General features: G+C 46.0%; 17 protein-coding genes, 3 rRNA genes and 1 pseudogene. 16 read left to right on the plus strand and 5 right to left on the minus strand.

Features of this window, described 5'->3' with window-relative positions:
- The first annotated feature begins 33 nt into the window (after positions 1-33).
- Both NSQ20_RS04560 and NSQ20_RS04565 read left to right on the plus strand, forming a co-directional pair.
- Complete coding sequence (locus NSQ20_RS04560) at positions 34-483, plus strand: SMI1/KNR4 family protein (RefSeq protein WP_340031945.1); 450 nt, start codon at positions 34-36, stop codon at positions 481-483.
- A complete protein-coding gene (locus NSQ20_RS04565; protein WP_076253745.1) occupies positions 480-920 on the plus strand; it encodes a hypothetical protein in 441 nt (146 codons plus the stop codon). Before NSQ20_RS04560 ends, NSQ20_RS04565 begins: the two co-directional genes overlap by 4 nt.
- Before the next feature lie 101 nt (positions 921-1,021).
- On the opposite strand, the gene NSQ20_RS04570 is transcribed toward NSQ20_RS04565, so the two are convergent.
- Entirely contained in the window at positions 1,022-1,426 is a 405-nt protein-coding gene (locus NSQ20_RS04570; protein ID WP_036605969.1) for a CBS domain-containing protein, read from the minus strand.
- Between the two features lie 177 nt (positions 1,427-1,603).
- Between NSQ20_RS04570 and NSQ20_RS04575 the strand changes: the two genes are divergently transcribed.
- Positions 1,604-3,691: a penicillin-binding transpeptidase domain-containing protein gene (locus NSQ20_RS04575; RefSeq protein ID WP_340031946.1), complete on the plus strand. Its 2,088-nt coding sequence runs from the start codon at positions 1,604-1,606 to the stop codon at positions 3,689-3,691.
- A 113-nt stretch (positions 3,692-3,804) separates the two neighbouring features.
- Here NSQ20_RS04575 and NSQ20_RS04580 read toward each other — a convergent pair whose 3' ends face one another.
- Positions 3,805-4,560: a class I SAM-dependent methyltransferase gene (locus NSQ20_RS04580; RefSeq protein ID WP_340031947.1), complete on the minus strand. Its 756-nt coding sequence runs from the start codon at positions 4,558-4,560 to the stop codon at positions 3,805-3,807.
- A gap of 279 nt (positions 4,561-4,839) precedes the next feature.
- Here NSQ20_RS04580 and NSQ20_RS04585 point away from each other — a divergent pair, with 279 nt between their 5' ends.
- The 5 genes from NSQ20_RS04585 to NSQ20_RS04605 all read left to right on the plus strand — a co-directional run bounded on the left by NSQ20_RS04585 (position 4,840) and on the right by NSQ20_RS04605 (position 9,854).
- On the plus strand, positions 4,840-5,256 hold the full coding sequence (locus NSQ20_RS04585; protein ID WP_047840603.1) for a VOC family protein: 417 nt from the start codon (positions 4,840-4,842) through the stop codon (positions 5,254-5,256).
- 286 nt (positions 5,257-5,542) lie between these two features.
- Positions 5,543-6,718 (plus strand): FxLYD domain-containing protein, encoded by a 1,176-nt coding sequence (locus NSQ20_RS04590; RefSeq protein WP_340031949.1) that lies wholly within the window; start codon positions 5,543-5,545, stop codon positions 6,716-6,718.
- A gap of 14 nt (positions 6,719-6,732) precedes the next feature.
- On the plus strand, positions 6,733-7,881 hold the full coding sequence (locus NSQ20_RS04595) for a trypsin-like peptidase domain-containing protein (RefSeq protein WP_076253741.1): 1,149 nt from the start codon (positions 6,733-6,735) through the stop codon (positions 7,879-7,881).
- 120 nt (positions 7,882-8,001) lie between these two features.
- Positions 8,002-8,601, plus strand: a complete 600-nt coding sequence (locus NSQ20_RS04600; protein WP_074096742.1) for a TetR/AcrR family transcriptional regulator — start codon at positions 8,002-8,004, stop codon at positions 8,599-8,601.
- Between the two features lie 32 nt (positions 8,602-8,633).
- Entirely contained in the window at positions 8,634-9,854 is a 1,221-nt protein-coding gene (locus NSQ20_RS04605) for an MFS transporter (RefSeq protein WP_101314786.1), read from the plus strand.
- A 100-nt stretch (positions 9,855-9,954) separates the two neighbouring features.
- Here the strand turns inward: NSQ20_RS04605 and NSQ20_RS04610 are convergent, their stop codons facing one another.
- The 3 genes from NSQ20_RS04610 to NSQ20_RS04620 form a co-directional block, all read right to left on the minus strand.
- Entirely contained in the window at positions 9,955-11,364 is a 1,410-nt protein-coding gene (locus NSQ20_RS04610; RefSeq protein ID WP_100526412.1) for a glycoside hydrolase family 1 protein, read from the minus strand.
- A gap of 42 nt (positions 11,365-11,406) precedes the next feature.
- A complete protein-coding gene (locus NSQ20_RS04615; protein WP_340031950.1) occupies positions 11,407-13,305 on the minus strand; it encodes a beta-glucoside-specific PTS transporter subunit IIABC in 1,899 nt (632 codons plus the stop codon).
- A 184-nt stretch (positions 13,306-13,489) separates the two neighbouring features.
- On the minus strand, positions 13,490-14,350 hold the full coding sequence (locus tag NSQ20_RS04620) for a PRD domain-containing protein (RefSeq protein ID WP_340031952.1): 861 nt from the start codon (positions 14,348-14,350) through the stop codon (positions 13,490-13,492).
- Positions 14,351-14,662: 312 nt separating this feature from the next.
- Between NSQ20_RS04620 and NSQ20_RS04625 the strand changes: the two genes are divergently transcribed.
- The 8 genes and pseudogenes from NSQ20_RS04625 to NSQ20_RS04660 all read left to right on the plus strand — a co-directional run bounded on the left by NSQ20_RS04625 (position 14,663) and on the right by NSQ20_RS04660 (position 23,895).
- On the plus strand, positions 14,663-14,830 hold the full coding sequence (locus tag NSQ20_RS04625) for a DUF3934 family protein (RefSeq protein ID WP_074093608.1): 168 nt from the start codon (positions 14,663-14,665) through the stop codon (positions 14,828-14,830).
- A gap of 165 nt (positions 14,831-14,995) precedes the next feature.
- On the plus strand, positions 14,996-15,427 hold the full coding sequence (locus NSQ20_RS04630) for a MarR family transcriptional regulator (RefSeq protein ID WP_036605963.1): 432 nt from the start codon (positions 14,996-14,998) through the stop codon (positions 15,425-15,427).
- An 80-nt stretch (positions 15,428-15,507) separates the two neighbouring features.
- The gene (locus NSQ20_RS04635) at positions 15,508-16,683 is read left to right on the plus strand and encodes an ABC transporter permease (protein WP_340031953.1); all 1,176 of its coding nucleotides are present in this window, start codon (positions 15,508-15,510) and stop codon (positions 16,681-16,683) included.
- A 702-nt stretch (positions 16,684-17,385) separates the two neighbouring features.
- Positions 17,386-18,935: ribosomal RNA gene (locus NSQ20_RS04640) — 16S ribosomal RNA — on the plus strand.
- Between the two features lie 368 nt (positions 18,936-19,303).
- Positions 19,304-22,229, plus strand: a 23S ribosomal RNA gene (locus NSQ20_RS04645).
- Between the two features lie 74 nt (positions 22,230-22,303).
- Positions 22,304-22,420 (plus strand): 5S ribosomal RNA (gene rrf, locus NSQ20_RS04650).
- Together the 16S, 23S and 5S rRNA genes form the textbook arrangement of a ribosomal RNA operon.
- Before the next feature lie 199 nt (positions 22,421-22,619).
- A pseudogene (locus tag NSQ20_RS04655) lies at positions 22,620-23,242 on the plus strand (deoxynucleoside kinase).
- Positions 23,239-23,895, plus strand: coding sequence for a deoxynucleoside kinase (locus NSQ20_RS04660; protein ID WP_036672670.1), 657 nt, complete (start codon positions 23,239-23,241; stop codon positions 23,893-23,895). Before NSQ20_RS04655 ends, NSQ20_RS04660 begins: the two are co-directional and overlap by 4 nt.
- The last annotated feature ends 153 nt before the right edge of the window (positions 23,896-24,048 follow it).

The raw sequence follows: 24,048 nt of genomic DNA on the forward strand, positions 1-24,048 counted from the left end.
TATTGTGAGCAAAATTGAATTAGGAGGTCTGCGATGTTATCCAATAAAGTGATTGATCATTGCCAGGAGCAAGGCTGGTGGCATGAAGATGTTCCAGCAGCCTACGAAGAAGCATTGCGGAAGCTTGGAATTGATCTTCAATCGGATTTTGCACAATTTTATTTACATGCAGAGGATGGACCAACTTTTTACAGCAGGCATCAGGAGTTGTATCAGATCTGCTGGTTTATGGAGAATACCGTATATATGGAAGACATGAATGTAGCACAGCTTACACTGGGACTTCCCGAGGCGTATATTCCACTGGACAGTTTTGAAGGTGAAGGTGGATTTTTCTACAACCGTCAGACGGGAGAAGTGGTACTGGTGGAACTGGGTGAATCGATTGAACGGTTTCTTAATGGCGAGAGTGAGCCGCAGTGGGCTGATTTCAATGCTTTTCTGGAGTGGTATTTCGTTCTGGAGGAGGAGACGGTGCAATGAAAGATCTGACACCGGAACATGCCGAACTGGAGCGACAAATTGTAGAAACGGTAGAAGCCGGTAATGTGCTGGATGAGACGCAACAACATGAACAAGCACTTATCTATTATGATCAGGCATGGGGCATGTTGCCCGAGCCGAAGATGGAATGGGAGATTGCAAGCTGGATCGCATCCTGTCATGCGAATGCACATATCGATCTGAAACAGTATGGACTGGCCAAGCCTTGGGCTGAGATATCGTTAAGTACGCGGAGTTCGGATAGAAGTACGAGTCCGTTGATCGATCTCGGCATGATCTGCATGAGACTTGAACAGCATGACGAGGCGTATTCATATTTGCATCAGGCGTATGAGTTCGGCAGAGAGCGTGCATTTCAGGGAAGTCCGAGGGACGTGTTGAGTTATTACATTGAAGAGCGGGCTAAGCGTAACTAGAATGATTCCGACCAGACCATGAAACAAAAAGGGTACCCCGGTTTGGCCAAAATATGACCATAGGAGTACCCTTTCGATTATTACGGGATGTTTGGCTTAATCTAATCCGAAATGTTACGCGTATAGTATTCAATAATATCCTTACGACGGATAATACCGAGGAAGACACGATCGACATCCACCACGGGCACAAAATTTTGGTCTGCTGCAAGTGTCAGCATATCCTCCATTTCAGCCTCAATGAATACACATTCATTATATACCCGATTGTTAATCTCATGGACCTGAACCTGATCCATCGTATCAAAAGTCAATCCGGGTGTATTTCGCATTTTCCATAACAAATCGCCTTCGGACAGGGTAGCAACATATTTTCCATCCTGGTCAATCACGGGAACGGCGGTGTAGTGTTGCGATTCCAATTGCTCAATAGCATCTTTCATGGAAGCGGTAGACTTGATATAGGCCACTTCGGCTTTGGGGAGTAAAAAATAGCTGATTTCCATCATCGGGCTCCTTTTCAGCCTTTTGCATAGCAAAAAAGCTTTAGTATGTAATCTCACTCTCCTTATTTAAACATATTATGTGAGCTTTCGGCTATTTTTAATGATAAATTCGTCAGATTTGTTTCATTGTTTAAATGGCTCTGGAAATCTATAGTGTATATTAGAGGTGATGTAACCATGAAATCCAAACGTAAATTAATGTACGGACTGCTGCCCATCTTGTTTGCAGGTGGAATCGGAATGTATCTATACATGCAGAATAACAAAGAAGCAGAGGCCAAACCCCAGACTACCGTGAATCAATACATAGAGCATCTGCAAAAAAAAGAATTTGACCAGTTGTACACCTTGATGACACCTGCTTCGCTGCAAGAGTCGGGCATGAACAAGGAACAATTTGTTGAGAAATACAATGCGATCTATTCGGGTATGGAAGTATCCACCGTCAAGGCGGAGGTTAAACCTGTGGATGTTGACAAAACGGCTTCCGATGGCAGTAAGACCGATGCAGAGAAACAAAACCCGGATATGTATGAGGTGGATTACAACCTGCAACTGACAACTTTTTTGGGTGAAGTCAGTGAGACGCATACATTGAAACTGGTCCGGCACGAGCTTGAGGACGGGGGAAAAAACTGGAAAATTAACTGGCAGCCTTCGCTGATCCTGAATGACATGGTTAAGGGCAGTAAGGTACGAGTGAGGACACTGTTCCCGGATCGTGGAGACATTGTGGATCGTGATGGTTTGCCGCTCGCTACCAAGGGCACGATGAATGAATGGGGCATTGTACCTGAGAAACTTGGTGATAACCCGGACCAGATGATTGCCCGAATCGCGAGCCATTATCAGGTTTCGGAAGATGCCATTCACAAGGCGCTTGCGCAGACATGGGTGAAGCCAGAGTATTTTGTCCCGATTGGTTCAACGGAGGAGTTTGACGTACCAGAATCTTTAAGCGGGGTTACGATGCAAAGCAAGGAAATCCGCTATTATCCACTCGGTGAGGCAGCTGCGCACCTGATTGGTTACGTGCGCAAAGCCACCAAGGAAGATCTGGATAAGGATACGGAAGGGTATTATCGCGCAGAGGATTGGATTGGTAAAGCGGGTTTGGAGCAGTCCATGGAGAAACAGCTGCGTGGTGAACGTGGTGGTCTGATCGAAATCACCGATGAATCCGGTAACTCCCGTTCTGAGCTTATTCGCAAGGATGCTGTAGATGGACAGAATGTACAGCTGACGATTAGCTCCAAACAGCAAAAGAAATTGTATCAGACTTTATCCAGTGGTGGAGACGCCGGTGCAATGGTTCTGATGAATCCGACGGACGGCAACCTGCTGGCGTTGGTCAGTGCGCCTTCCTATAACCCGAACAAGATGGTTACAGGACTTACTCAGGCAGAGTGGGATGCTTATTCGGCGAATGAGAAGCTTCCTTTTATCAACAGAGTCACTACCCGGTATGCACCAGGATCAACCTTCAAAGCGATTACAGCCGCAGCGGGACTGGTGGAGAAGGTGACCACAGCAGACAAAACCCATGATATCTCTGGCTTGCAATGGCGCAAAGATGATAGTTGGGGCGGTTATTATGTCAAGCGTGTGAAGAGTTTATCCCCGGTTAACATGGTCGATGCTCTGGTGTACTCGGACAATATTTACTTTGCCATGGAAGCGATCGAGATGGGCAGCGCCAAGTTTATTGATGGGATCCAGAAATTTGGTTTTGGCGATAACTTTGGACTGGATGAACTGTATCTGAAGCCAAGCCAATATGCCAACGAAGCACATCTGGATCTGTCGTCTGAGGTGTTACTCGCTGATACGTCCTACGGGCAAGGGGAGATGTTAATGTCCCCGATTCATCTGGCGTCGTCATTTACACCTTTTATTAATGAAGGGAAGCTGGTGAAACCTGTTCTGATCGAGGGAAAAGAAAGCACTGACCCTGAGGTAATCATTACTCCGGAAGCCGCAAATACGGTCAAGGATGCTTTGGGAGAAGTTGTTTCCCGGCAGGGAGGCACCGCCCATACCTTGAATTCAATTCCTGGGGGGCTCGCGGGCAAGACGGGAACAGCGGAACTGAAAGCGAAGAAGGGAGAGAAGGGTCAGGAAAACGGATTTTTCGTAGTGTTTGATACCGACTCTCCGACCTTCCTGTTATCGGCTGTAATTGAAGAGGTGAACGGCCGAGGTGGAAGCCACTATGTCGTGGATAAATTAAAGCCTTTTTTGGAAAAGTTGGAGATTACGCAGTAAATCCGATTTAATATATAGCCTCGCAAACATCATAAAAAGACCCGGTCACCATGTTATAGTTCGAACATGAGACTGGGTCTTTTTTAGTTTCATTTTATTCAATATGGGATCATTTATTTCCTTGCAGTGATCATGAAGCGTGCCGAGTTGGTACGAATGCCCTTCTCGTCGTGATGTTCATTCACAAACTGCTGGAATCGCTCGAAGTCAGTGTCTACCTTTCCGAAATCAGGAATGATGGGTGCATGGGTTAGGAGAAACATCAAATCTTCAGGTGTAGCGTAATGCTCCACCACATTATATTCACGGGCCTGAATGTCATGGAAACCTGCTCTTTGAAGTTCATGCTTGTATCGTTCCATCAATGTGCCAGGTTGAATGCCAAGACTCTGTCCACGGCCAAAAGCTTCTGAAAGGTTGGATTTATCATGTTCGCTGACCTGCTGGGTTAGAAATACTCCACCCTGAGCAAGAACCCTAAATACTTCTGAAGCAGAGAATCTTGAGTGTCTGGAAGATACCACATTAAAGAAGCAATCTGGAAAATCCAGTTTTTCTGCGTCCATATGAAGAAAGCGTACATTGGAATGACCGCCCGTAGCATGAAGATTATGCTGTGCGGTCTCAATCATTCCTTGAGCGAGATCAATTCCCACCAGCAATAAAGTTTCTTCCGCAATGGACAGAATGGCTTCTCCACCACCTGTTCCAATATCCAGCAACAGATCGGACGATCGCGTATGGCGAACAACTTCCTCATAGAAGTTCCATCCGATGTTCTCCGAGACAACGTTCATGGAGCTGAAGTTCCAGCCATTCGTCCGGCCTACGCGTTCATAAAAGTCAGCGTAATCTATTTTGTTTTTCATTTTCATATTCCTCCAATGTGAGTTTGTTTGAACAGGACAAGAGAGTTGTGCCAAATCGTTCTAATGTAAATGGTCGAATAGGATCAAATGGGACAGACGTGTCCCTTGATAGCTGGTACGCGTTTTGACCCAGCCCGACGACTAATTACTTCGAACAATACGGAGCAACATCCGTGTCACCTCACAAGTTGGAATGTCTCCATTATATTCAATTGACAGCGTATTCGCGAGGTGTTATTTTGAGGTGGAATGTATTCTAAGAGTTCGAGGTGATCAATGGTGGCTATTCGTGCTAAGCAGATTTTTGTCAATTTACCTGTTCAAGATTTGAAGAAATCCGTTGAGTTTTTTACCAAGGTGGGATTTGAGTTTGACGCCAATTTTACGGACGAGTCTGCTACTTGTATGATCATCGGGGAAAATATTTACGCCATGCTTCTGGTGGAGGAACGTTTCCAATCCTTCATTTCGAAAAAAATCTCCAATGCCGCCGATACAACCGAAGTCATCGTTGCCCTGTCTGTAGATAGCCGTGAGCAGGTAGATGTGATTGTACAAGCTGCCCTCGATGCAGGAGGGAAGCCATCCAACGAACCACAAGATCACGGATTTATGTACGGATGGAGTTTTCAGGATCTGGATGATCACCTGTGGGAAGTTTCCTATATGGATCTCAGCGCTTTTCCTTCGGAGTAAAAAAATGAAAATAACTAGAGCCTTCCTAGATCTATAGGAAGGTTCTTTTGCATCCATTATGACTCGTTTAAACATGAGATCTATAGAACATATGGTGTAATATTCCTTTTTACTATATGATAAATATCGATTCATGTTGGTGTTTTTTAGCAATTGATGCGATAGGCGAACCCCGGGAAAGCGAAGTATACATATGTTCTTAAGTGGAGGGATCAGGGTGTATTGTCATGTATGTGGGACCAAAAACAGTCCGGCGGATAACACGTGCAGAAAGTGTAGAACCAAATTGAAAGAAACAAGCTCTACAGAGGAACAGATCTGGGCAGAAACAGCCATTGACTTGGATAAAGGAACGCAAAAAGCAATTGATTCGTTGTCCCGTCAGCAGCAACCAGCTTCCAAACAGGGAAATACGGGTCAAGGCCTTGCATTTAGCTGGATTATTCCCATACTTCTGGCAGTAGTTGTAGGAGCTTTGCTAACGTATTATTACAAGCAGGAAACAGGTATAAATGCAGAGGTTAAATCACTGCACCAACAGGCGGAACGGGCTGCACTAGAGGGGAAATATAAAGAGGCTCTCCAACTGCTGGACAGCGCTCTAACGAAACGACCGAACTATGATGCACTTATACAGGATCGGCAAGTTACGGCGAAGGCGTTCAACTTGATGAATCAGTTGGATGAGGCGTCCACAAGTCTGAAGACAGGAAAGCTGTCCGCAGGAGACAAGACCATTCAGGCTGTAGCCAAAGCGCTGATGGAGCGGGAAGAACCTGTTTTTGCCAAAGTGCGTGCCGCATTCAACAACAGAAAGGTAACGCTGGCCGTATTGAAGGTGAAAAAGGAAATCGACAGTTTGACAACAATTGAGGCACTAGCCGAGAAGTTGGACACCATATCAGACTTGAAAGGCAAGGAAGCTGAGACAGTAGAGAAGCAAATTGTCGACAAGCTCGCAAGCATAAGTTATAAAGAGGCGGAACAGCAAGTAAAGCAAAAGAATTTCACAATTGCGTTACAAACGGTCGACCAGGGATTGTCCTATGCGCCGGAAAATGAAAAACTGACTTCGTATCGTGAACGGGTACTCAGTGAAAAAAAGGCATTTGAAAAAGCGGAAGCGGATCGCATTCAATTGGCGGAGCAACAGGCTGCAGAAGAAGATCTGATGAATCGAACGGCGGCAGTAAGTGTCGTGAACGTTGATGCGACGCTTGATATGTACGGGGATCTTTATATTAGCGGTTCATTGGTCAATAATGCAACTCGTCCGATCTCTTCCATTACAGTGTTGATTGATATTTATAATATAGACGGTATATACCTGGGCCAAACTTATGCAGATGTGTATCCAAGCTGGCTGGATGTGGGGGAAGAAGGTTTTTTTGAAACCTATTATTATGGTGTGTACGAGGAAGCGGAAATCTCTGTTGTGAATGCAACGTGGTATCTCGAATAGGAGGACAGGTTGGAATGACCAAACGAACATGGAGTACGATCATATCCAGTGCTATTATCATTGGTGCTGGAGCAGGAGGCGTGTTCTGGATACACCAGCATTCAGCAGATCAGTTGCAGGATGGGCCCAGACTGGCAGTTGTTGCCGCGAAGGAAACGGAAAATGCGGCAGCGACGACTGCCTCCAAGCAACCTGTGAAGAAGACACGCAAACAGATTATAGAAGAAAGCCAGAAGAAAGTTGTAACGATCGAGAGTAGTAGCGGATTGGGCTCTGGCTTTCTCTACAATGATCTGGGAGATGTCGTGACCAATGCACATGTGGTGGAGGGGGCGAATGAAGTAACTATTCGGACCTTGAACCATGAGGAATATAAGGGGACGGTTATTGGTATTGGGAATGAAACAGACGTAGCTGTAGTCAGGGTTCCTGATTTGAAAAAAGTTAAGCCGTTAATCATCGCCAAATCCAAAGCTGAGACCGGAGACGAGATTCTGGCATTGGGTAGTCCACTTGGGCTAGAGAACACCGTAACAACCGGAATCATCAGTGGATTGGGGCGTAGCTTTGAAATAGCACCTTACATCTATAGTAACCTCTATCAGATCTCGGCACCAATAACCCATGGCAACAGTGGTGGACCACTCATTAGTGCGGAGACTGGTGAAGTGATCGGCATTAATTCGGCGGTCGTGGAGCAGGAGGGGGGAATAGGATTCAGCATCCCTATGACTAGTGTGCTCAAGCAGGTGCAGGCGTGGTCCAAAAATCCTTCTGGCACAACGTCGGTGCGGACGGTTGGAGATACTCACCTGGGTTCAGCCACTAAGACATTGCAAGCAGAAGGAATTGTAACGGACTTTTATACAAGCCTTAATCTGAGTGATTATGTCACCGCTTATGCACTGCTCGGAAGCGAGTGGCAGAGTGCTACAACATATGCCAAGTTCAGAGAAGGATATCTGAATACAAGTGAGGTGACCATCAGTGAGGTATCCTCAGTCAATAAAGGCGATGACGAGATGGAAGTGAAGGCAATGATTACAGCAAATGAACGCAAAGATGGGGAATATATAATATCGCAATATCGGGTCGAGTATCAGTTGGGTTATGAGAATGGTCAACTGAAAATATTGCATGGTAAAGGTAAAAAAGTGAAATGATTGTGGAGGGAGAGTGGGCATGCGTGCCAATTCTCCTTTTTCATTGCTTATATTGGGTGCATCTGTTAAAATACAGAACGAATGTTCAGTATGCATGGGACGGAGTGAAATGGAATGAGTATGAATAAAAAGCAACTTCAAACCGAGCAGACCAAGAAAAAACTTGCGGATGCTTCCAAAGCCCTTTTTGTACAAAAAGGTTATAAAGCAACGTCCATTGAGGATATTGTAGCTGCGACGGGCAGCAGCAAAGGCAATATATATTACCATTTTAAAAGTAAAGAAGGTCTGTTCCTCTATCTAATCGATGAGTGGGACCGGGAGTGGGAAGAGAGCTGGGCGGCCAAAGAACATCTCTATCGCACCTCCACGGAGAAAATTTATGGTTTGGCGGAACAATTAGTTCTGGACGATATGAATCACCCGCTGACGAAGGCAGCTGATGAGTTCTTCACAGGGGAAAAGAAAGAAAATGATATTGAGGAGCGGATCTCCTTAATGTTTGAGCGGCATATTCAATTTAATAAACAAATGATAGAGCAAGGCATTGAGAGCGGTGAGTTCAAAGCAGACAATGTAGATAATCTCGCGCTCATATTGGAAAGTACCATTATTGGCCTTAGTCAGATGTCACGGGGGATGGAGCCTGATCAGGCTCTTGCGTTATACCGCCAGGCCGCTAGTGTATTCTTGCACGGGATTGCAAAAGATAAAGCTTAAGCAACATTTTGACAACTACGGAGGATGGAATCATGGCATTACTAACACGGAACAGGGGCGCACTGCTGCTGTTAATGTTTAATATTTTTCTCGTTTTTACGGGTATTGGTCTGGTTGTACCGATCATGCCTGCGTATATGGATCTACTGCATATCACCGGATTCACGGTTGGATTGCTGGTAGCGGCATTTTCCTTCACCCAGTTTCTGTTCTCCCCGCTTGCGGGTCGTTGGTCGGATACATGGGGACGTAAAAAAATTATCGTTGGTGGCATGCTGATTTTTGCCGTATCCGAGTTTATGTTTGGTGCGGTCAATGCACCAGTCTTGCTCTTCGCAGCCCGGATGCTTGGTGGTATTGGTGCAGCGATGATCTTCCCGGCGGTTATGGCTTACACCGCAGATATTACAACAGAGGAAGAACGCGGCAAAGGTATGGGATTGATTAATGCAGCGATTACAACCGGATTTATCATCGGTCCGGGAATTGGTGGATACATTGCGGACTTTGGCATTCGAATTCCATTCTACGCCGCTGGGGTTGCCGGTTTGCTGGCATCCATCATTACATTGATTATTTTGCCGGAATCCACGCGAAGCACAGGAGAGCAAACTAAACCTGTAGCTGGTGCAGAGAAGGTCAAAGCTCCGGGTATGGTATCCCAATTGCTCAATTCATACCGTGAACCGTACTTTTTCAGTTTGATCATCGTGTTTGTTATGGCATTTGGTCTGGCGAACTATGAGACGGTATTTTCACTATTTGTGGATCATAAGTTTGGCTTCACGACCAAAGACATTGCATTTATTATTACATTTGGTTCCATCGCAGGTGCGGTTGTGCAAGTATCCCTGATCGGTTGGTTGCTCAATCGATTTGGTGAAAAGATGGTCATTTCAGTCTGTCTGTTATTTGTAGCCGTATTTGTCCTGTTGACCTTGTTTGTAAGTACGTACTGGATGATTCTTGTCGTAACGTTTATCGTCTTTCTGGGTATGGATATTTTACGTCCGGCGATCAGTACACAGATGTCCAAACTGGCACAAGAACAACAGGGCTTTGTGGCCGGATTGAACTCGGCGTATACCAGTTTGGGGAATATCGCAGGTCCAATCGTAGCTGGAGCACTGTTCGATGTGAATATTAACTATCCTTATGTTTCAGCAGCTGCCGTTCTGGCGATCTGTTTCCTGTTATCCCTACGAGTACTCAGAGGGGCCAAAGCGGTAAAACAACCGAAGGCTGAAATGTAATTTTATAATTGGAAAATAAAGCTTCCATATCAATGCATCAACACCAAAAAAGTCGACTACACATGTTTCATGTGCAGTCGACTTTTTTAATAGTACGGTATTAACGGACTTCTCCATTCGTTTCAATTAGTTTTTGATACCAGTGGAAACTCTGTTTGCGGATACGTCTCAATTCCTTGATATCGAATTCCTCACGATCCACATAGATGAATCCATAACGTTTGCTTGACCCTTGATGTGTGCTGACCAGATCGATCGCAGACCAAGGGCAGAAGCCAAATACATCCACGCCGTCCGTAATCGCCAGTTGAATCTGTTCGATATGTTTATTGAAGAATTCAATACGATATGGATCGTTAACCACGTCGCCTTCCTCCAGTTTATCAAAGGCACCCAGACCATTTTCCGTAACAATCAATGGCAGGTGATAACGGGAGTAGATCTGGCGCAGGGTAGAGCGGAAGCCCACGGGATCAATTTCCCAGCCAAACTCCGTTTTTTGCAGATTGGGATTCACAGATCCTCTATATGCGCCCGGTTCACCTACGATTTCATGCTGGTCTCCTGTATGGGAGAAGTCATTACCATCGTTCAGGCTTTCACCAACCGTTTGGGAAGTATAATAGTTAAACGCAATAAAGTCAGGGTTTCCTTGAGCCAGGATGTCCATATCTCCGTCTTCAATGACAGGCGTATATCCTTTCTCTTCGAGATAACTCCAGGCAATATGGTTATAACGTCCATATACCGCCATATCGAGATAGAGCCAGTTACGAATGGCAGCATAGTTATCAGCCGCGAGTGTGTCTTCTGGTTTGGAACTCGCCGGGTAAATTACACCGATATTGGGAGCTGGGCCAATCTTGGCTTCAGGTAGCATTTCATGACACAGGACCATGGCTTTTGCTTGAGCAACCAGCATATGGTGATTTTGCTGATACAGTGTTTTTTGCGGATCAACAAGTGTTGTATCCAGTGTACCCAGAGAGCCAGGATGCAGGATTAGCATATTTTGTTCGTTGATGGTCAGCCAATATTTAACCCGATCTCCGTAGTTCTCATAAAGAGTCTTGGCATATTGTTCAAAAGCATCAATCGTTGCTCGCTTGGACCAGCCGCCTTTTTCTTCAAGCGCATAAGGAAGATCGAAATGATACATGGTCACAATGGGTTCAATACCGTATTTAATTAACTCATTAATGAGGGAATCGTAAAAGGCGAGGCCTTTCGGATTCACTTCACCTGCTCCTTGCGGATAGATGCGTGTCCATGCGATGGAGAAGCGGTAGGCTTTGAAGCCCATTTCGGCGAGCAACGCCACATCTTCTTTGTACATATGATAATGATCACTGGTTACCTTGAAGTCGGTTACGCCTTCCACATGATTCCCCATGTCGATGACAGAAGGGCCTTTACCATCTTCATTCCAGGCTCCCTCAATCTGATAGGCAGAGGTTGAACCTCCCCAGAAAAAATCTTTAGGAAATGGTTTCAGTTGAGTATGTTTCATGGTTAGTTCCTCCTAAATTAAATTCGTATAATATAAGTTGGGTCAGACTACGAGAGTCAGCAGGACATCATTTTTCTGTACCTGTTCCTGAGTTGTTTCGAACACATCCACTTCTTGTTGCGTTAGAGTGACAATGACAGGTGTTACGGTTTCGTATCCGGCTTTCTTGATCTTATCGATGTCAAACTGGATCAACAGATCGCCCTGTCTGACGATATCACCTTCCTGAACAACTGGAGAGAAGTGTTTTCCCTTTAGCGCTACTGTATTGATGCCGATATGAATCAGGATTTCCGTTCCTGCGTTGGTTGTTAATCCAATGGCATGTCCAGTTGGGAAGAGGGAAGTGACAACGCCATCTACGGGAGCGACAACTTCGCCAATCTCAGGGACAATCGCCAAACCTTTGCCCATAGCACCAGTCGAAAAGGCTGGGTCGTTAATGGTATTCAGTGCTACGGCTTTACCAGTAAGTGGGCTATAAATTTGTTCTTTCTTGATCTCCGTTGTTTTGGTCTCAGGTACGACAGGAAGTTCTGCCGGCGTACTTTCAACTGACGTGTGGGGGACAGATTCATTGGTCGCGGAAACTTTGTCTTTGGTTTTGCTTTCATAACCAAACATCACCGTTAATACCGCGGCTACCGCAAAGGAGCAGGCAATCGCAATTACGTAGACAACCGTTGGTGTATAGACAGGAATGGCAAATATATTGTGGAACACATAAGCAGTCATTTTAACACCAAAGTGACCATTGATGGCACCGCCGATCGCACCTGCGATAACCACAATAGGAATCACACGTTTATAACGCAGGATCAAACCGTATACAATTGGTTCAGTGACTCCTGCGAGTAAACCTGTAAGGCTGGTTGAGCCAGCAAGAGTGCGCAGGGTTTTGTTCTTTTTGGCTTTCAGGAAAATACCGAAAGCTACACCGATTTGTGCAAATACAGCTGCAGCAGCCATGGCTTCAATCGGATCGCCGCCAACCCCGATATTTTGTATCGTGATTGGAGTGAAGCCCCAGTGGAGTCCAAAGACAACCATGAAGGTCATGAATCCACCGAGTACAACCCCTGATAATATACCGCTGACACCAATGAGCCAAGTTACGCCGGAGGAGATCCAGTCACCTACCGTGGTACCGAATGGTCCAAAGGCCATTGCGGACAGAGGAACCATAATCATCAAAGCAATCATTGGTACAAGGAACAATTGCAGGTCTTTCAAAATGATTTTCTTGAGTAACTTATCGAGAACAGCGTAGATACTAATGGATATGAAGATTGGGAATACGCTGGCTGAATAATTCATCATGACAACCGGGATACCCAGGAATGATACATCTGAGCCCTTATCCATCAGCCCGGTGAAGCTCGGTTCCATCAGAGCGGCACCAATTACGCCAGCTACATAAGGATTGGCTTTCAGCTTCATACCTAGTGTGATCCCAAGAAAGATGGGCAAAAAATAAAATACAGCGTTGCCGGCAGCGGATAAAATCAAGTATGTGTCACTTGTATCCGACATCCATCCGAGCATGGTCAGGACAGTCAGCAAAGTTTTTAGCATACCTGATCCTGCCATAGCCGGGATTAACGGCGAGAAACTTCCGGATATAATTTCAAAAACTTTGGATAATAGCGAGGTTTTTTCCCCTGTAGACTCAGCCGATGAGGAGGAATCTCCTCCGAAATCCCGGTTTTTCATAATCTCCGCATATACATGAGCCACGTTACTACCGATGACCACCTGGAACTGGCCGCCGCTTTCAACAACGGTAATAATACCATCGTGTTTTTCAAGCGTTTCGCGTTCGGCCTTTTTCGAATCTTTCAGGTCGAATCTCAGCCGGGTCGCACAGTGGACAAGACCGTTGATATTGGCTTCTCCGCCGACGAGACGAACGATGTCATCCCCCATTTTTTTATGATCCATGTTCATTCTCCTTTGTTGTTAAGATTGCCTGAAAACAAAAAAATACCTAAACGAATGGCTATGATCATCGGAAAGATGACCTGTTGCCAATCATTTAGGTATCGCCTGCTTGAGCAGTAACAATCCTTGTCGTTAAGTTGTGAGACCTACTATATATGACGCCGAAATCGTTTGCAAGTTTTTTTTATTCCGCGTCGAGAAGCTCGTTACGGGAAGTGACACGTTGAATATGGATCGTCAAATACACCTTTTCATCAATGGACATGGCACTTTCAAACTTGTCTTCAAGGTACTGATTGATCCGTTGTGTGCATTCAAATGCCTTGCTATATTTGTCCTTCACCTGTTCATACAGAAAGTTATCTCCAGAAGCAAATTGCTCCTGTTCATTACTCAACATACGCTGCACAAAGTATTGCAGGTGGGTAATAAACCGGGAATAATTAAACGAATTTTCATCCAGGGCGATGTGGTAATGGTTGGTCACAATGTTGAAGATATCATCAATAACTTCTGTAATTTCAACGGTTTGTTTCATGCCTTGAGCATCTTGACGAGCGTTTACAAAATGCATCGCAATAAAGCTGGCTTCATGTTCATCCATTTGGATGCCGAATTGTTCCTGGATCAGCTTCACAGCGTTCATGCCAATCCCAAACTCCTTCTTGTAAAACTTCTTGATCTGCCACAAAAGGGAATTCTTCAGCCCGACGGATTTACGGTACCGGGTAATGGCAAACTGAATATGATCGATCAATGATATATAGATATTATCACTAAAAATATCGCCCATTTCCTTTTTGGCATGGCCCACAATTTCGTCCGCTAACTTCAAATATTCGACCGATGTTTCCCCAATCAGATCGATTAATTTTTGTGGTATTTTATCCGATTTCAGCACAAAGGTTTTTTCGATTTTATCCTCATCCACGGGCTGTCCGTTTTTCTTTTTGAAGCCAAGACCGTTGCCAATGACAACAAATTCGTGACCAACTTGGTTCTCAGCCCGAATGACATTGTTGTTAAAAATCTGACGGATGATCATATATGTGTTTCACCTCAATTGGTCGTAATAAAAACAAAAAACCCAAACTAAGGCTTAATAGACAGCCTTGGTTTGGGTATCGCCTGCTTACCAGTAACAATCCCGAAGAAGACGCAGCTTCCTCTTTCAATTATGTCCACTATACCGCTTTCATAACAGAATAACAATACAATGATTTATGGAAATGGACGTAAAGACGTGGATTTTTGGTATAATAAGAAATGCTGGAAGTGAATTAGATGGGCTGGGTTGCATAATAAGTTACCGAGGACGGTCATTTTTAAGCATATACAGGATTATTGGAGTGATAACATGAGCAATGCAAAAGGAAAAGGCGGCACCGGCCGTGGTACGGGTAAAAAAGGATGGAACCGTTGGCAAGCCGCTGCTAACCGGGCGAAAAGTGCACCGAAGCCTTATAAAAGTAAAGGCACAAAGAAGAAGGACGATACCGAAACTTCAAGTGGCAAGCCCGAGTAAGTGTGGCTTGACGATGCCAGAGGAGAGAGCTGCCTGACTAACGGGTGGGTCTCTTTTTGCTTGAAAAGATAAAAAATTAAATTGACAGTAATGTAAATATGGTAATAATATAGAGCTTACGCAAATTAGATGGTAGTGCTACTATATAGAGAAAGGAGCAACAGCATGCCTGTTAATATGGATGAAAATCCACTTGGACTGATTCTGTCACGGACGTATCTGGCATACAAAAAAACAACAACCAGAAATCTGAGTGAACAGGATATTACTCCGGAACAATTTGCAGTCTTGAATGAATTGAGCAAGGCTGGAAGTCATATATCACAGAAAAAACTGGCTGAATTAACAGTGCGGGACCAGACAACGGTAGGCAAAATTATAGACAAGTTGATTCGCAAAGGTCTGGTGACAAGAGAAGAAGATCCACAGGATCGCAGAGCGGTTTTGCTTTGTTTGACGGCGGAAGGACTGGAAATGAATAACGTTCTGACACCAAAGGCAAAACAGCAAGAGCAAGAGGCACTCGCCGAATGTTCTCCTGAAGAGCTTGAAGCATTCATGAATGTGATGAATCGTATCTATGAAAAGATGAAATAAATTTTTTTGAGCAATTATGTGCATGTGCATATATATGTAGTGCAATTATTTTAATTTTAACTAATGGGAGCCGTGAACGAATGAAAAGCTTCAAAGATTTTCTTAAAGTGCCACAGACAAAAATAGGGTTGGTTTTTGCATTAATTGTTCCGCTGTTATTTGTTGTGATCTGGATGACGGGTTATCATCAAGCCACGGAGAGAGTGGATCAACTTCAAGTTGCTCTGGTGAACGAAGACGGGACACAGGGAACAGAGGTGCAGAAGCAGATTGAAACGCTCGCGCCTTTCCATGTCAATGTTCTGGGATCTGCCGAGGAAGCTGAGCAACAGATGAATGCAGGTAACTATGCGATGGTTATTGTTATTCCGGAAGGATTCACTGACCAGATAGAAGGAGGTACAGAGGCGAGCTTGTCCTTTTATATCAATCAGGGAAATGCCGATGTAGCCAAATCCATTGTGGAACATGCTGCGACCGGAATGACTGCACAAATGGGTCAAGGGATTCTGGAATCCAAGGTTCAAGTGACACTCAATAACGATAGTATAAATAGCGATGAACTGAGTGCAGCTATTGGACAAGCGATGGCGAAGATGAATGAAGGGCCTGTGAAGGCTGAAATTAATAAAACGAACAGCGTGAGTGATTTTGCAACATCGATGCTGCCCATGATTCTGGGTTTTATCACCTATATTGCTTCGATGACTATGAATATTCAGTTTAATATTACGTCGAATATCATGAAGCGTACCCATTCCAAATGGGAAATCTTCTGGGGACGGCAATTGCTGTTATTGTGTATAGCTTTGATTGTTCCCCTAATTGTGGATACAGTAGCTCTTCAGTTCACGGATGTTGGGAGCTCCTTCGGCGCTTTGTATGTGTATCATGTGTTGGTGAGTCTGGCTTGTATCTGTTTTACACAAATGAGTTTTGCCCTGTTTGGTAATGCAGGCCCTCTATTTAATGTAGCGATGGTTCCACTCCAGTTGATGACAGCAGGAAATATCATTCCAGCCGAGATGCTGGCGCCATTCTACCGTTATATCGGAAACTTTCTGCCCGCTTCCAATGGGGTACAGGGATTTATGCGTTTGATCTATAGTGGAGAAGCAGTTGGGGGATACATGGTTCATCTTCTATTGATCTCGATTATTACGTGGGGAATTACGTTGCTGCGAGTTGGTATGCAAAAAGCAGGTAATGGACAAATGACGATGACGCCTCCAGCATCAGCACAGGCACAACATTAAGAGTTTCCTTCTATATATAATGTAATAACACACAAGAAAGTGGTTCACGTATAGTTATATGCGTGCATCACTTTTTTTGTTTATCTTTTATAATACCTCTACTTATACTCGTGGTAACTTACAGTGCCCCCAGTAATCTTGCATGACCTTGATAAAAGGACAACCTAAATTGAGCATATTAATGAAGCTAAAATATAAGAGAGGAGATGTAGGCTAATAAGTTTAAAATCAATTAGACATGTATTGCGATGTATGAATGGAAAGAATGTCATTTAAGCTATAATAAACTTTACACTGGGATAGAGGAGAGCAACACAGTAAGAGTAGTTGATTTGTAGTAAATGAATTTTATTAAATTAAGTATTGTAATTAATATCTATACGTGATATATTATTAATCCGGCCAAGAAAACACGGTTCAACACTGGTGTGGCAAGCAAATGAAATAAGCTTCGAAAGAAACTTGAAAAAAGAGCTTGCAAAGTTGGTTCGGACATGATATTATATAAGAGTTGCTGAAGAGAACAACATTCGGTAACGAAATAAGTTTGATCTTTGAAAACTGAACAACGAGTGAGTAAATATTCTGCTTGCAGAATGAACGCGAAAGTTCGAGACAAGCCTTGGCTTGAATCGGCTGGAGCACAAATGAGATTTTTAATCTCGTCAGATTCAAAATGAGCTTATCGCTCTTTTCAATACTTTATTGGAGAGTTTGATCCTGGCTCAGGACGAACGCTGGCGGCATGCCTAATACATGCAAGTCGAGCGGAGTTGATAGGAAGCTTGCTTTCTTGATACTTAGCGGCGGACGGGTGAGTAACACGTAGGCAACCTGCCCTCAAGTTTGGGACAACTACCGGAAACGGTAGCTAATACCGAATAATTGTTTTCTTCGCCTGAAGAGAACTGGAAAGACGGAGCAATCTGTCACTTGGGGATGGGCCTGCGGCGCATTAGCTAGTTGGTGAGGTAACGGCTCACCAAGGCGACGATGCGTAGCCGACCTGAGAGGGTGATCGGCCACACTGGGACTGAGACACGGCCCAGACTCCTACGGGAGGCAGCAGTAGGGAATCTTCCGCAATGGGCGAAAGCCTGACGGAGCAATGCCGCGTGAGTGATGAAGGTTTTCGGATCGTAAAGCTCTGTTGCCAGGGAAGAACGCTTGGGAGAGTAACTGCTCTCAAAGTGACGGTACCTGAGAAGAAAGCCCCGGCTAACTACGTGCCAGCAGCCGCGGTAATACGTAGGGGGCAAGCGTTGTCCGGAATTATTGGGCGTAAAGCGCGCGCAGGCGGTCATTTAAGTCTGGTGTTTAATCCCGGGGCTCAACCCCGGATCGCACTGGAAACTGGGTGACTTGAGTGCAGAAGGGAGTGGAATTCCACGTGTAGCGGTGAAATGCGTAGATATGTGGAGGAACACCAGTGGCGAAGGCGACTCTCTGGGCTGTAACTGACGCTGAGGCGCGAAAGCGTGGGGAGCAAACAGGATTAGATACCCTGGTAGTCCACGCCGTAAACGATGAGTGCTAGGTGTTAGGGGTTTCGATACCCTTGGTGCCGAAGTTAACACATTAAGCACTCCGCCTGGGGAGTACGGTCGCAAGACTGAAACTCAAAGGAATTGACGGGGACCCGCACAAGCAGTGGAGTATGTGGTTTAATTCGAAGCAACGCGAAGAACCTTACCAGGTCTTGACATCCCTCTGATCGATGCAGAGATGTATCTTTCCTTCGGGACAGAGGAGACAGGTGGTGCATGGTTGTCGTCAGCTCGTGTCGTGAGATGTTGGGTTAAGTCCCGCAACGAGCGCAACCCTTATATTTAGTTGCCAGCACTTCGGGTGGGCACTCTAGATAGACTGCCGGTGACAAACCGGAGGAAGGTGGGGATGACGTCAAATCATCATGCCCCTTATGACCTGGGCTACACACGTACTACAATGGCCGGTACAACGGGCTGCGAAATCGCGAGATGGAGCCAATCCCAACAAAGCCGGTCTCAGTTCGGATTGCAGGCTGCAACTCGCCTGCATGAAGTCGGAATTGCTAGTAATCGCGGATCAGCATGCCGCGGTGAATACGTTCCCGGGTCTTGTACACACCGCCCGTCACACCACGAGAGTTTATAACACCCGAAGTCGGTGGGGTAACCGCAAGGAGCCAGCCGCCGAAGGTGGGATAGATGATTGGGGTGAAGTCGTAACAAGGTAGCCGTATCGGAAGGTGCGGCTGGATCACCTCCTTTCTATGGAGAATCGTTTCCTGCAACGGAAACATTCAAATATGCAGGTTCTTAGAACCTGCAACAGCGATTCATTTCGGTCCGTCACTTCAGTGTGGATGAAATGAAGAGCACAAATTACTCACTCGTTGTTCGGTTTTGAGAGCTCAAACTCTCAAAACAGCTTGCTTTTGCATGGAGCTTGTTCTTTGAAAACTAGATATCGAAACGAAACAAACGCGAATTAGAACATTCCTTTAAGCTAAACTTGTGCAAACAAGTCAAGTGTATAAAGGTAGTTAAATTGCTTTTGTGATGGTATCGGGTGAGAGCGACTTTTGGCTTTGCGCAAGCAAAACAAGGGAAGCGAGCGGCCGAAACCGGAACAAAATGGTTAAGCTACTAAGAGCACACGGAGGATGCCTAGGCGCTAGGAGCCGATGAAGGACGTGGCGAACAACGAAACTGCCTCGGGGAGCTGTAAGCAAGCTTTGATCCGGGGGTGTCCGAATGGGGAAACCCAGCTGGGGTAATTTCCAGTTACTCATAACTGAATACATAGGTTATGCAGAGGCATACCAGGGGAACTGAAACATCTAAGTACCCTGAGGAAGAGAAAACAATAGTGATTCCGTCAGTAGCGGCGAGCGAACGCGGAGAAGCCCAAACCAGAGAGCTTGCTCTTTGGGGTTGTGGGACGTCTCACATGGAGTTACAAAGGAACCGGTTAAGCGAAGAGGTCTGGAAAGGCCCGCCAAAGAAGGTAAAAGCCCTGTAGTTGAAAGTCTGTTCCCTCCGAGACGGATCCCGAGTAGTGCGGGGCACGTGAAACCCCGTATGAATCCGGCAGGACCATCTGCCAAGGCTAAATACTTCCTAGCGACCGATAGTGAAGCAGTACCGTGAGGGAAAGGTGAAAAGCACCCCGGAAGGGGAGTGAAATAGAACCTGAAACCGTGTGCTTACAAAAAGTCAGAGCCCGTTTTAGGGGTGATGGCGTGCCTTTTGTAGAATGAACCGGCGAGTTACGTTCCCGTGCAAGGTTAAGGTGAAGAGCCGGAGCCGCAGCGAAAGCGAGTCTGAATAGGGCGAATGAGTACGTGGACGTAGACCCGAAACCGGGTGATCTACCCCTGTCCAGGGTGAAGGTGCGGTAACACGCACTGGAGGCCCGAACCCACGCATGTTGAAAAATGCGGGGATGAGGTGGGGGTAGCGGAGAAATTCCAATCGAACTCGGAGATAGCTGGTTCTCCCCGAAATAGCTTTAGGGCTAGCCTCGGAAACTAGAGTCGTGGAGGTAGAGCACTGATTGGGTGCGGGGCCCGCAAGGGTTACCAAGCTCAGTCAAACTCCGAATGCCATAGACTTACTTCCGGGAGTCAGACAGTGAGTGCTAAGATCCATTGTCAAAAGGGAAACAGCCCAGACCATCAGCTAAGGTCCCCAAGTGTGTGTTAAGTGGGAAAGGATGTGGAGTTGCACAGACAACCAGGATGTTGGCTTAGAAGCAGCCACCATTGAAAGAGTGCGTAATAGCTCACTGGTCGAGTGACTCTGCGCCGAAAATGTAACGGGGCTAAACACACCACCGAAGCTATGGCTTGATGCTTTGCATCAGGGGTAGGGGAGCGTTGTATAAGGGTTGAAGGTGTACCGTAAGGAGCGCTGGACATTATACAAGTGAGAATGCCGGTATGAGTAACGAAAAGATCAGTGAGAATCTGATCCGCCGAAAGCCTAAGGGTTCCTGAGGAAGGCTCGTCCGCTCAGGGTAAGTCGGGACCTAAGGCGAGGCCGAAAGGCGTAGTCGAAGGACAACAGGTCGAAATTCCTGTACCACCGTAAGCCGTTATGAGCAATGGGGGGACGCAGTAGGGTAGTGACGCGGACTGATGGATGTCCGTCTAAGCAGTAAGGCTGATGTGTAGGCAAATCCGCACATCATTAAGGCTGAGCTGTGATGGGGAGCGAAAATTATAGTAGCGAAGGTCATGATCTCACACTGCCAAGAAAAGCCTCTAGCCAGGTGATGGTGCCCGTACCGCAAACCGACACAGGTAGGCGAGAAGAGTATTCTAAGGCGCGCGGAAGAACTCTCGTTAAGGAACTCGGCAAAATGACCCCGTAACTTCGGGAGAAGGGGTGCCCCGGTAGTGTGAATAGCACGAGGGGGCCGCAGTGAAAAGGCCCAAGCGACTGTTTAGCAAAAACACAGGTCTGTGCGAAGCCGTAAGGCGAAGTATACGGGCTGACGCCTGCCCGGTGCTGGAAGGTTAAGGGGAGTGGTTAGGAGCAATCCGAAGCTGTGAACCGAAGCCCCAGTAAACGGCGGCCGTAACTATAACGGTCCTAAGGTAGCGAAATTCCTTGTCAGGTAAATTCTGACCCGCACGAATGGCGTAACGACTTGGGCGCTGTCTCAACGAGAGATCCGGTGAAATTTTAATACCTGTGAAGATGCAGGTTACCCGCGACAAGACGGAAAGACCCCATGGAGCTTTACTGCAGCTTGATATTGAATTTGGGTACGATCTGTACAGGATAGGTGGGAGCCTTTGAAGCATGAGCGCCAGCTTGTGTGGAGGCAACGTTGGGATACCACCCTGATCGTATCTAGGTTCTAACCTGGTACCGTAATCCGGTGCGGGGACAGTGTCAGGTGGGCAGTTTGACTGGGGCGGTCGCCTCCTAAAGAGTAACGGAGGCGCCCAAAGGTTCCCTCAGAATGGTTGGAAATCATTCGAAGAGTGCAAAGGCATAAGGGAGCTTGACTGCGAGACCTACAAGTCGAGCAGGGACGAAAGTCGGGCTTAGTGATCCGGTGGTACCGCATGGAAGGGCCATCGCTCAACGGATAAAAGCTACCCTGGGGATAACAGGCTTATCTCCCCCAAGAGTCCACATCGACGGGGAGGTTTGGCACCTCGATGTCGGCTCATCGCATCCTGGGGCTGAAGTAGGTCCCAAGGGTTGGGCTGTTCGCCCATTAAAGCGGTACGCGAGCTGGGTTCAGAACGTCGTGAGACAGTTCGGTCCCTATCTGTCGTGGGCGTAGGAAATTTGAGAGGAGCTGTCCTTAGTACGAGAGGACCGGGATGGACGTACCGCTGGTGTACCAGTTGTTCCGCCAGGAGCACCGCTGGGTAGCTATGTACGGACGGGATAAACGCTGAAAGCATCTAAGCGTGAAGCCCCCTCAAGATGAGATTTCCCAGTATGTAAGACCCCTTGAAGACGACGAGGTAGATAGGCTGGGGGTGGAAGTGCAGCAATGCATGGAGCTGACCAGTACTAATCGGTCGAGGGCTTATCCAATAGCAAGTTGTAATTCGCATGTTTCGTTTCGAATCTAGTTTTCAGAGAACGATCTCTGAAATGTAAGCTACGCGTTTGGTGGCGATGGCGGAGGGGTTCCACACGTACCCATCCCGAACACGACCGTTAAGCCCTCTAGCGCCGATGGTACTTGGACCGCAGGGTCCTGGGAGAGTAGGACGCCGCCAAGCAACAGGAAGACACACTTGATGATATCGAGTGTGTCTTTTTTATTTTAATGTAAATCATTTTATGTAATTCATTAGTTCTGATTTGACTTGTTATATACATAAAATACTGGCGTTCCAATCCTTAAAGCTGTGATACAATAGGTGAGGTCTATATAGAAAACGGAAACACGCATAAGTACGAGGAGGAACAGTGAACACGATGAAATCAGCCCCGTTTATTGCTGTGGAAGGTCCGATCGGAGCGGGGAAAACAACGCTGGCAACGATGCTTTCCCATGAATTGAATCTTCCGTTAGTTAAAGAAATCGTAGAAGAGAATCCATTTCTGGCTTCCTTTTATCAGGATATCGACGAGTGGAGTTTCCAATTGGAAATGTTTTTTCTGTGTAATCGGTTTAAACAACTGGAAGACACGGGCGTTCATTATGTAGAGCAGAATACCCCAGTCATTTCAGACTATCATATCTATAAAAATATGATTTTTGCCGATCGTACCTTAAAGGGAACGAAACGGGATAAATATCGTCAAATCTATCATCTGTTAACAGATGATCGCCAAAGCCCAACCTGGTGCTCTATATTGAAGCTGAACTCGATACGTTGATGTACCGCATTAACAAGCGTGGACGCTCATTTGAGCAGGATATGGACCCGGCATATATGGAACAACTCATCGCCGATTACAAAACAGGCATGGACTATCTGGCAAATAGCTCAAATCCGCCAGTAATCATTAAGGTCAATGCAGAGCAACTCGACTTTGTGGAACATCCTGAACACTTCAGGCAAATTGTTAATCAGGTAAAGGAGTATATCATATGAATAACTATGGCATTCCTACGAATGCATTAATTACAGTAGCAGGTACGGTTGGAGTGGGTAAATCCACGTTAACGGCTGCGCTTGCACAGCGTTTGAATTTCAAGACTTCTCTGGAACAAGTTGATCATAATCCATATTTGGAGAAGTTCTATCATGACTTTGAGCGTTGGAGCTTCCATCTGCAGATTTATTTCCTGGCAGAGCGATTCAAGGAACAGAAAAAGATTTTTGAACTGGGTGGCGGATTCGTACAGGATCGTTCTATCTATGAAGATACGGGCATTTTTGCACAAATGCATGCAGATCAAGGAACCATGTCTGCTACAGATTTCGAGACATACAGCAGTTTATTTGAAGCGATGGTAATGACACCGTATTTCCCACATCCAGACGTGCTGATCTATCTGGAAGGCAGTCTGCCTTCGATTTTAAACCGTATTACGGAACGCGGACGCGAGATGGAGATTCAGACGGACCGTTCGTACTGGGAACACATGCACGAGCGCTATTCCGTGTGGATTGATCAGTTTACAGCTTGCCCTGTGCTGCGTCTGAACATTGATGAGTATGATGTGCATGATCCGGCATCGGTGGATGCCATTTTGGCACAGATTGCAGCTGTCATTCAGCCTTCCAAGGAAGTGCAAAGGTAAGATAGAGAGAGGTTTTCAATGTAGTTTTCTCGGTTACATTGGTTATATCTATGCTACAGATATGGACAACATCCCTTCTACGGCTATTTATGCTGTTGGAGGGGTGTTTTTTTATGTGCCAAAGGAATGATTATGAGATGTTTGTGGACAAAA

The sequence above is a fragment of the Paenibacillus sp. FSL K6-1122 genome (assembly GCF_037977015.1).
Classification (GTDB): Bacteria; Bacillota; Bacilli; order Paenibacillales; family Paenibacillaceae; genus Paenibacillus; species Paenibacillus amylolyticus.

Bases quoted from the DNA above. Each gene is read 5' to 3' on its own strand.
- NSQ20_RS04560 (WP_340031945.1), top strand. From the start codon at position 34: ATGTTATCCAATAAAGTGATTGATCATTGCCAGGAGCAAGGCTGGTGG.
- NSQ20_RS04565 (WP_076253745.1), top strand. From the start codon at position 480: ATGAAAGATCTGACACCGGAACATGCCGAACTGGAGCGACAAATTGTA.
- NSQ20_RS04570 (WP_036605969.1), bottom strand. From the start codon at position 1,426: ATGGAAATCAGCTATTTTTTACTCCCCAAAGCCGAAGTGGCCTATATC.
- NSQ20_RS04575 (WP_340031946.1), top strand. From the start codon at position 1,604: ATGAAATCCAAACGTAAATTAATGTACGGACTGCTGCCCATCTTGTTT.
- NSQ20_RS04580 (WP_340031947.1), bottom strand. From the start codon at position 4,560: ATGAAAAACAAAATAGATTACGCTGACTTTTATGAACGCGTAGGCCGG.
- NSQ20_RS04595 (WP_076253741.1), top strand. From the start codon at position 6,733: ATGACCAAACGAACATGGAGTACGATCATATCCAGTGCTATTATCATT.
- NSQ20_RS04600 (WP_074096742.1), top strand. From the start codon at position 8,002: ATGAATAAAAAGCAACTTCAAACCGAGCAGACCAAGAAAAAACTTGCG.
- NSQ20_RS04605 (WP_101314786.1), top strand. From the start codon at position 8,634: ATGGCATTACTAACACGGAACAGGGGCGCACTGCTGCTGTTAATGTTT.
- NSQ20_RS04610 (WP_100526412.1), bottom strand. From the start codon at position 11,364: ATGAAACATACTCAACTGAAACCATTTCCTAAAGATTTTTTCTGGGGA.
- NSQ20_RS04615 (WP_340031950.1), bottom strand. From the start codon at position 13,305: ATGGATCATAAAAAAATGGGGGATGACATCGTTCGTCTCGTCGGCGGA.
- NSQ20_RS04620 (WP_340031952.1), bottom strand. From the start codon at position 14,350: ATGATCATCCGTCAGATTTTTAACAACAATGTCATTCGGGCTGAGAAC.
- NSQ20_RS04625 (WP_074093608.1), top strand. From the start codon at position 14,663: ATGAGCAATGCAAAAGGAAAAGGCGGCACCGGCCGTGGTACGGGTAAA.
- NSQ20_RS04630 (WP_036605963.1), top strand. From the start codon at position 14,996: ATGCCTGTTAATATGGATGAAAATCCACTTGGACTGATTCTGTCACGG.
- NSQ20_RS04635 (WP_340031953.1), top strand. From the start codon at position 15,508: ATGAAAAGCTTCAAAGATTTTCTTAAAGTGCCACAGACAAAAATAGGG.
- NSQ20_RS04660 (WP_036672670.1), top strand. From the start codon at position 23,239: ATGAATAACTATGGCATTCCTACGAATGCATTAATTACAGTAGCAGGT.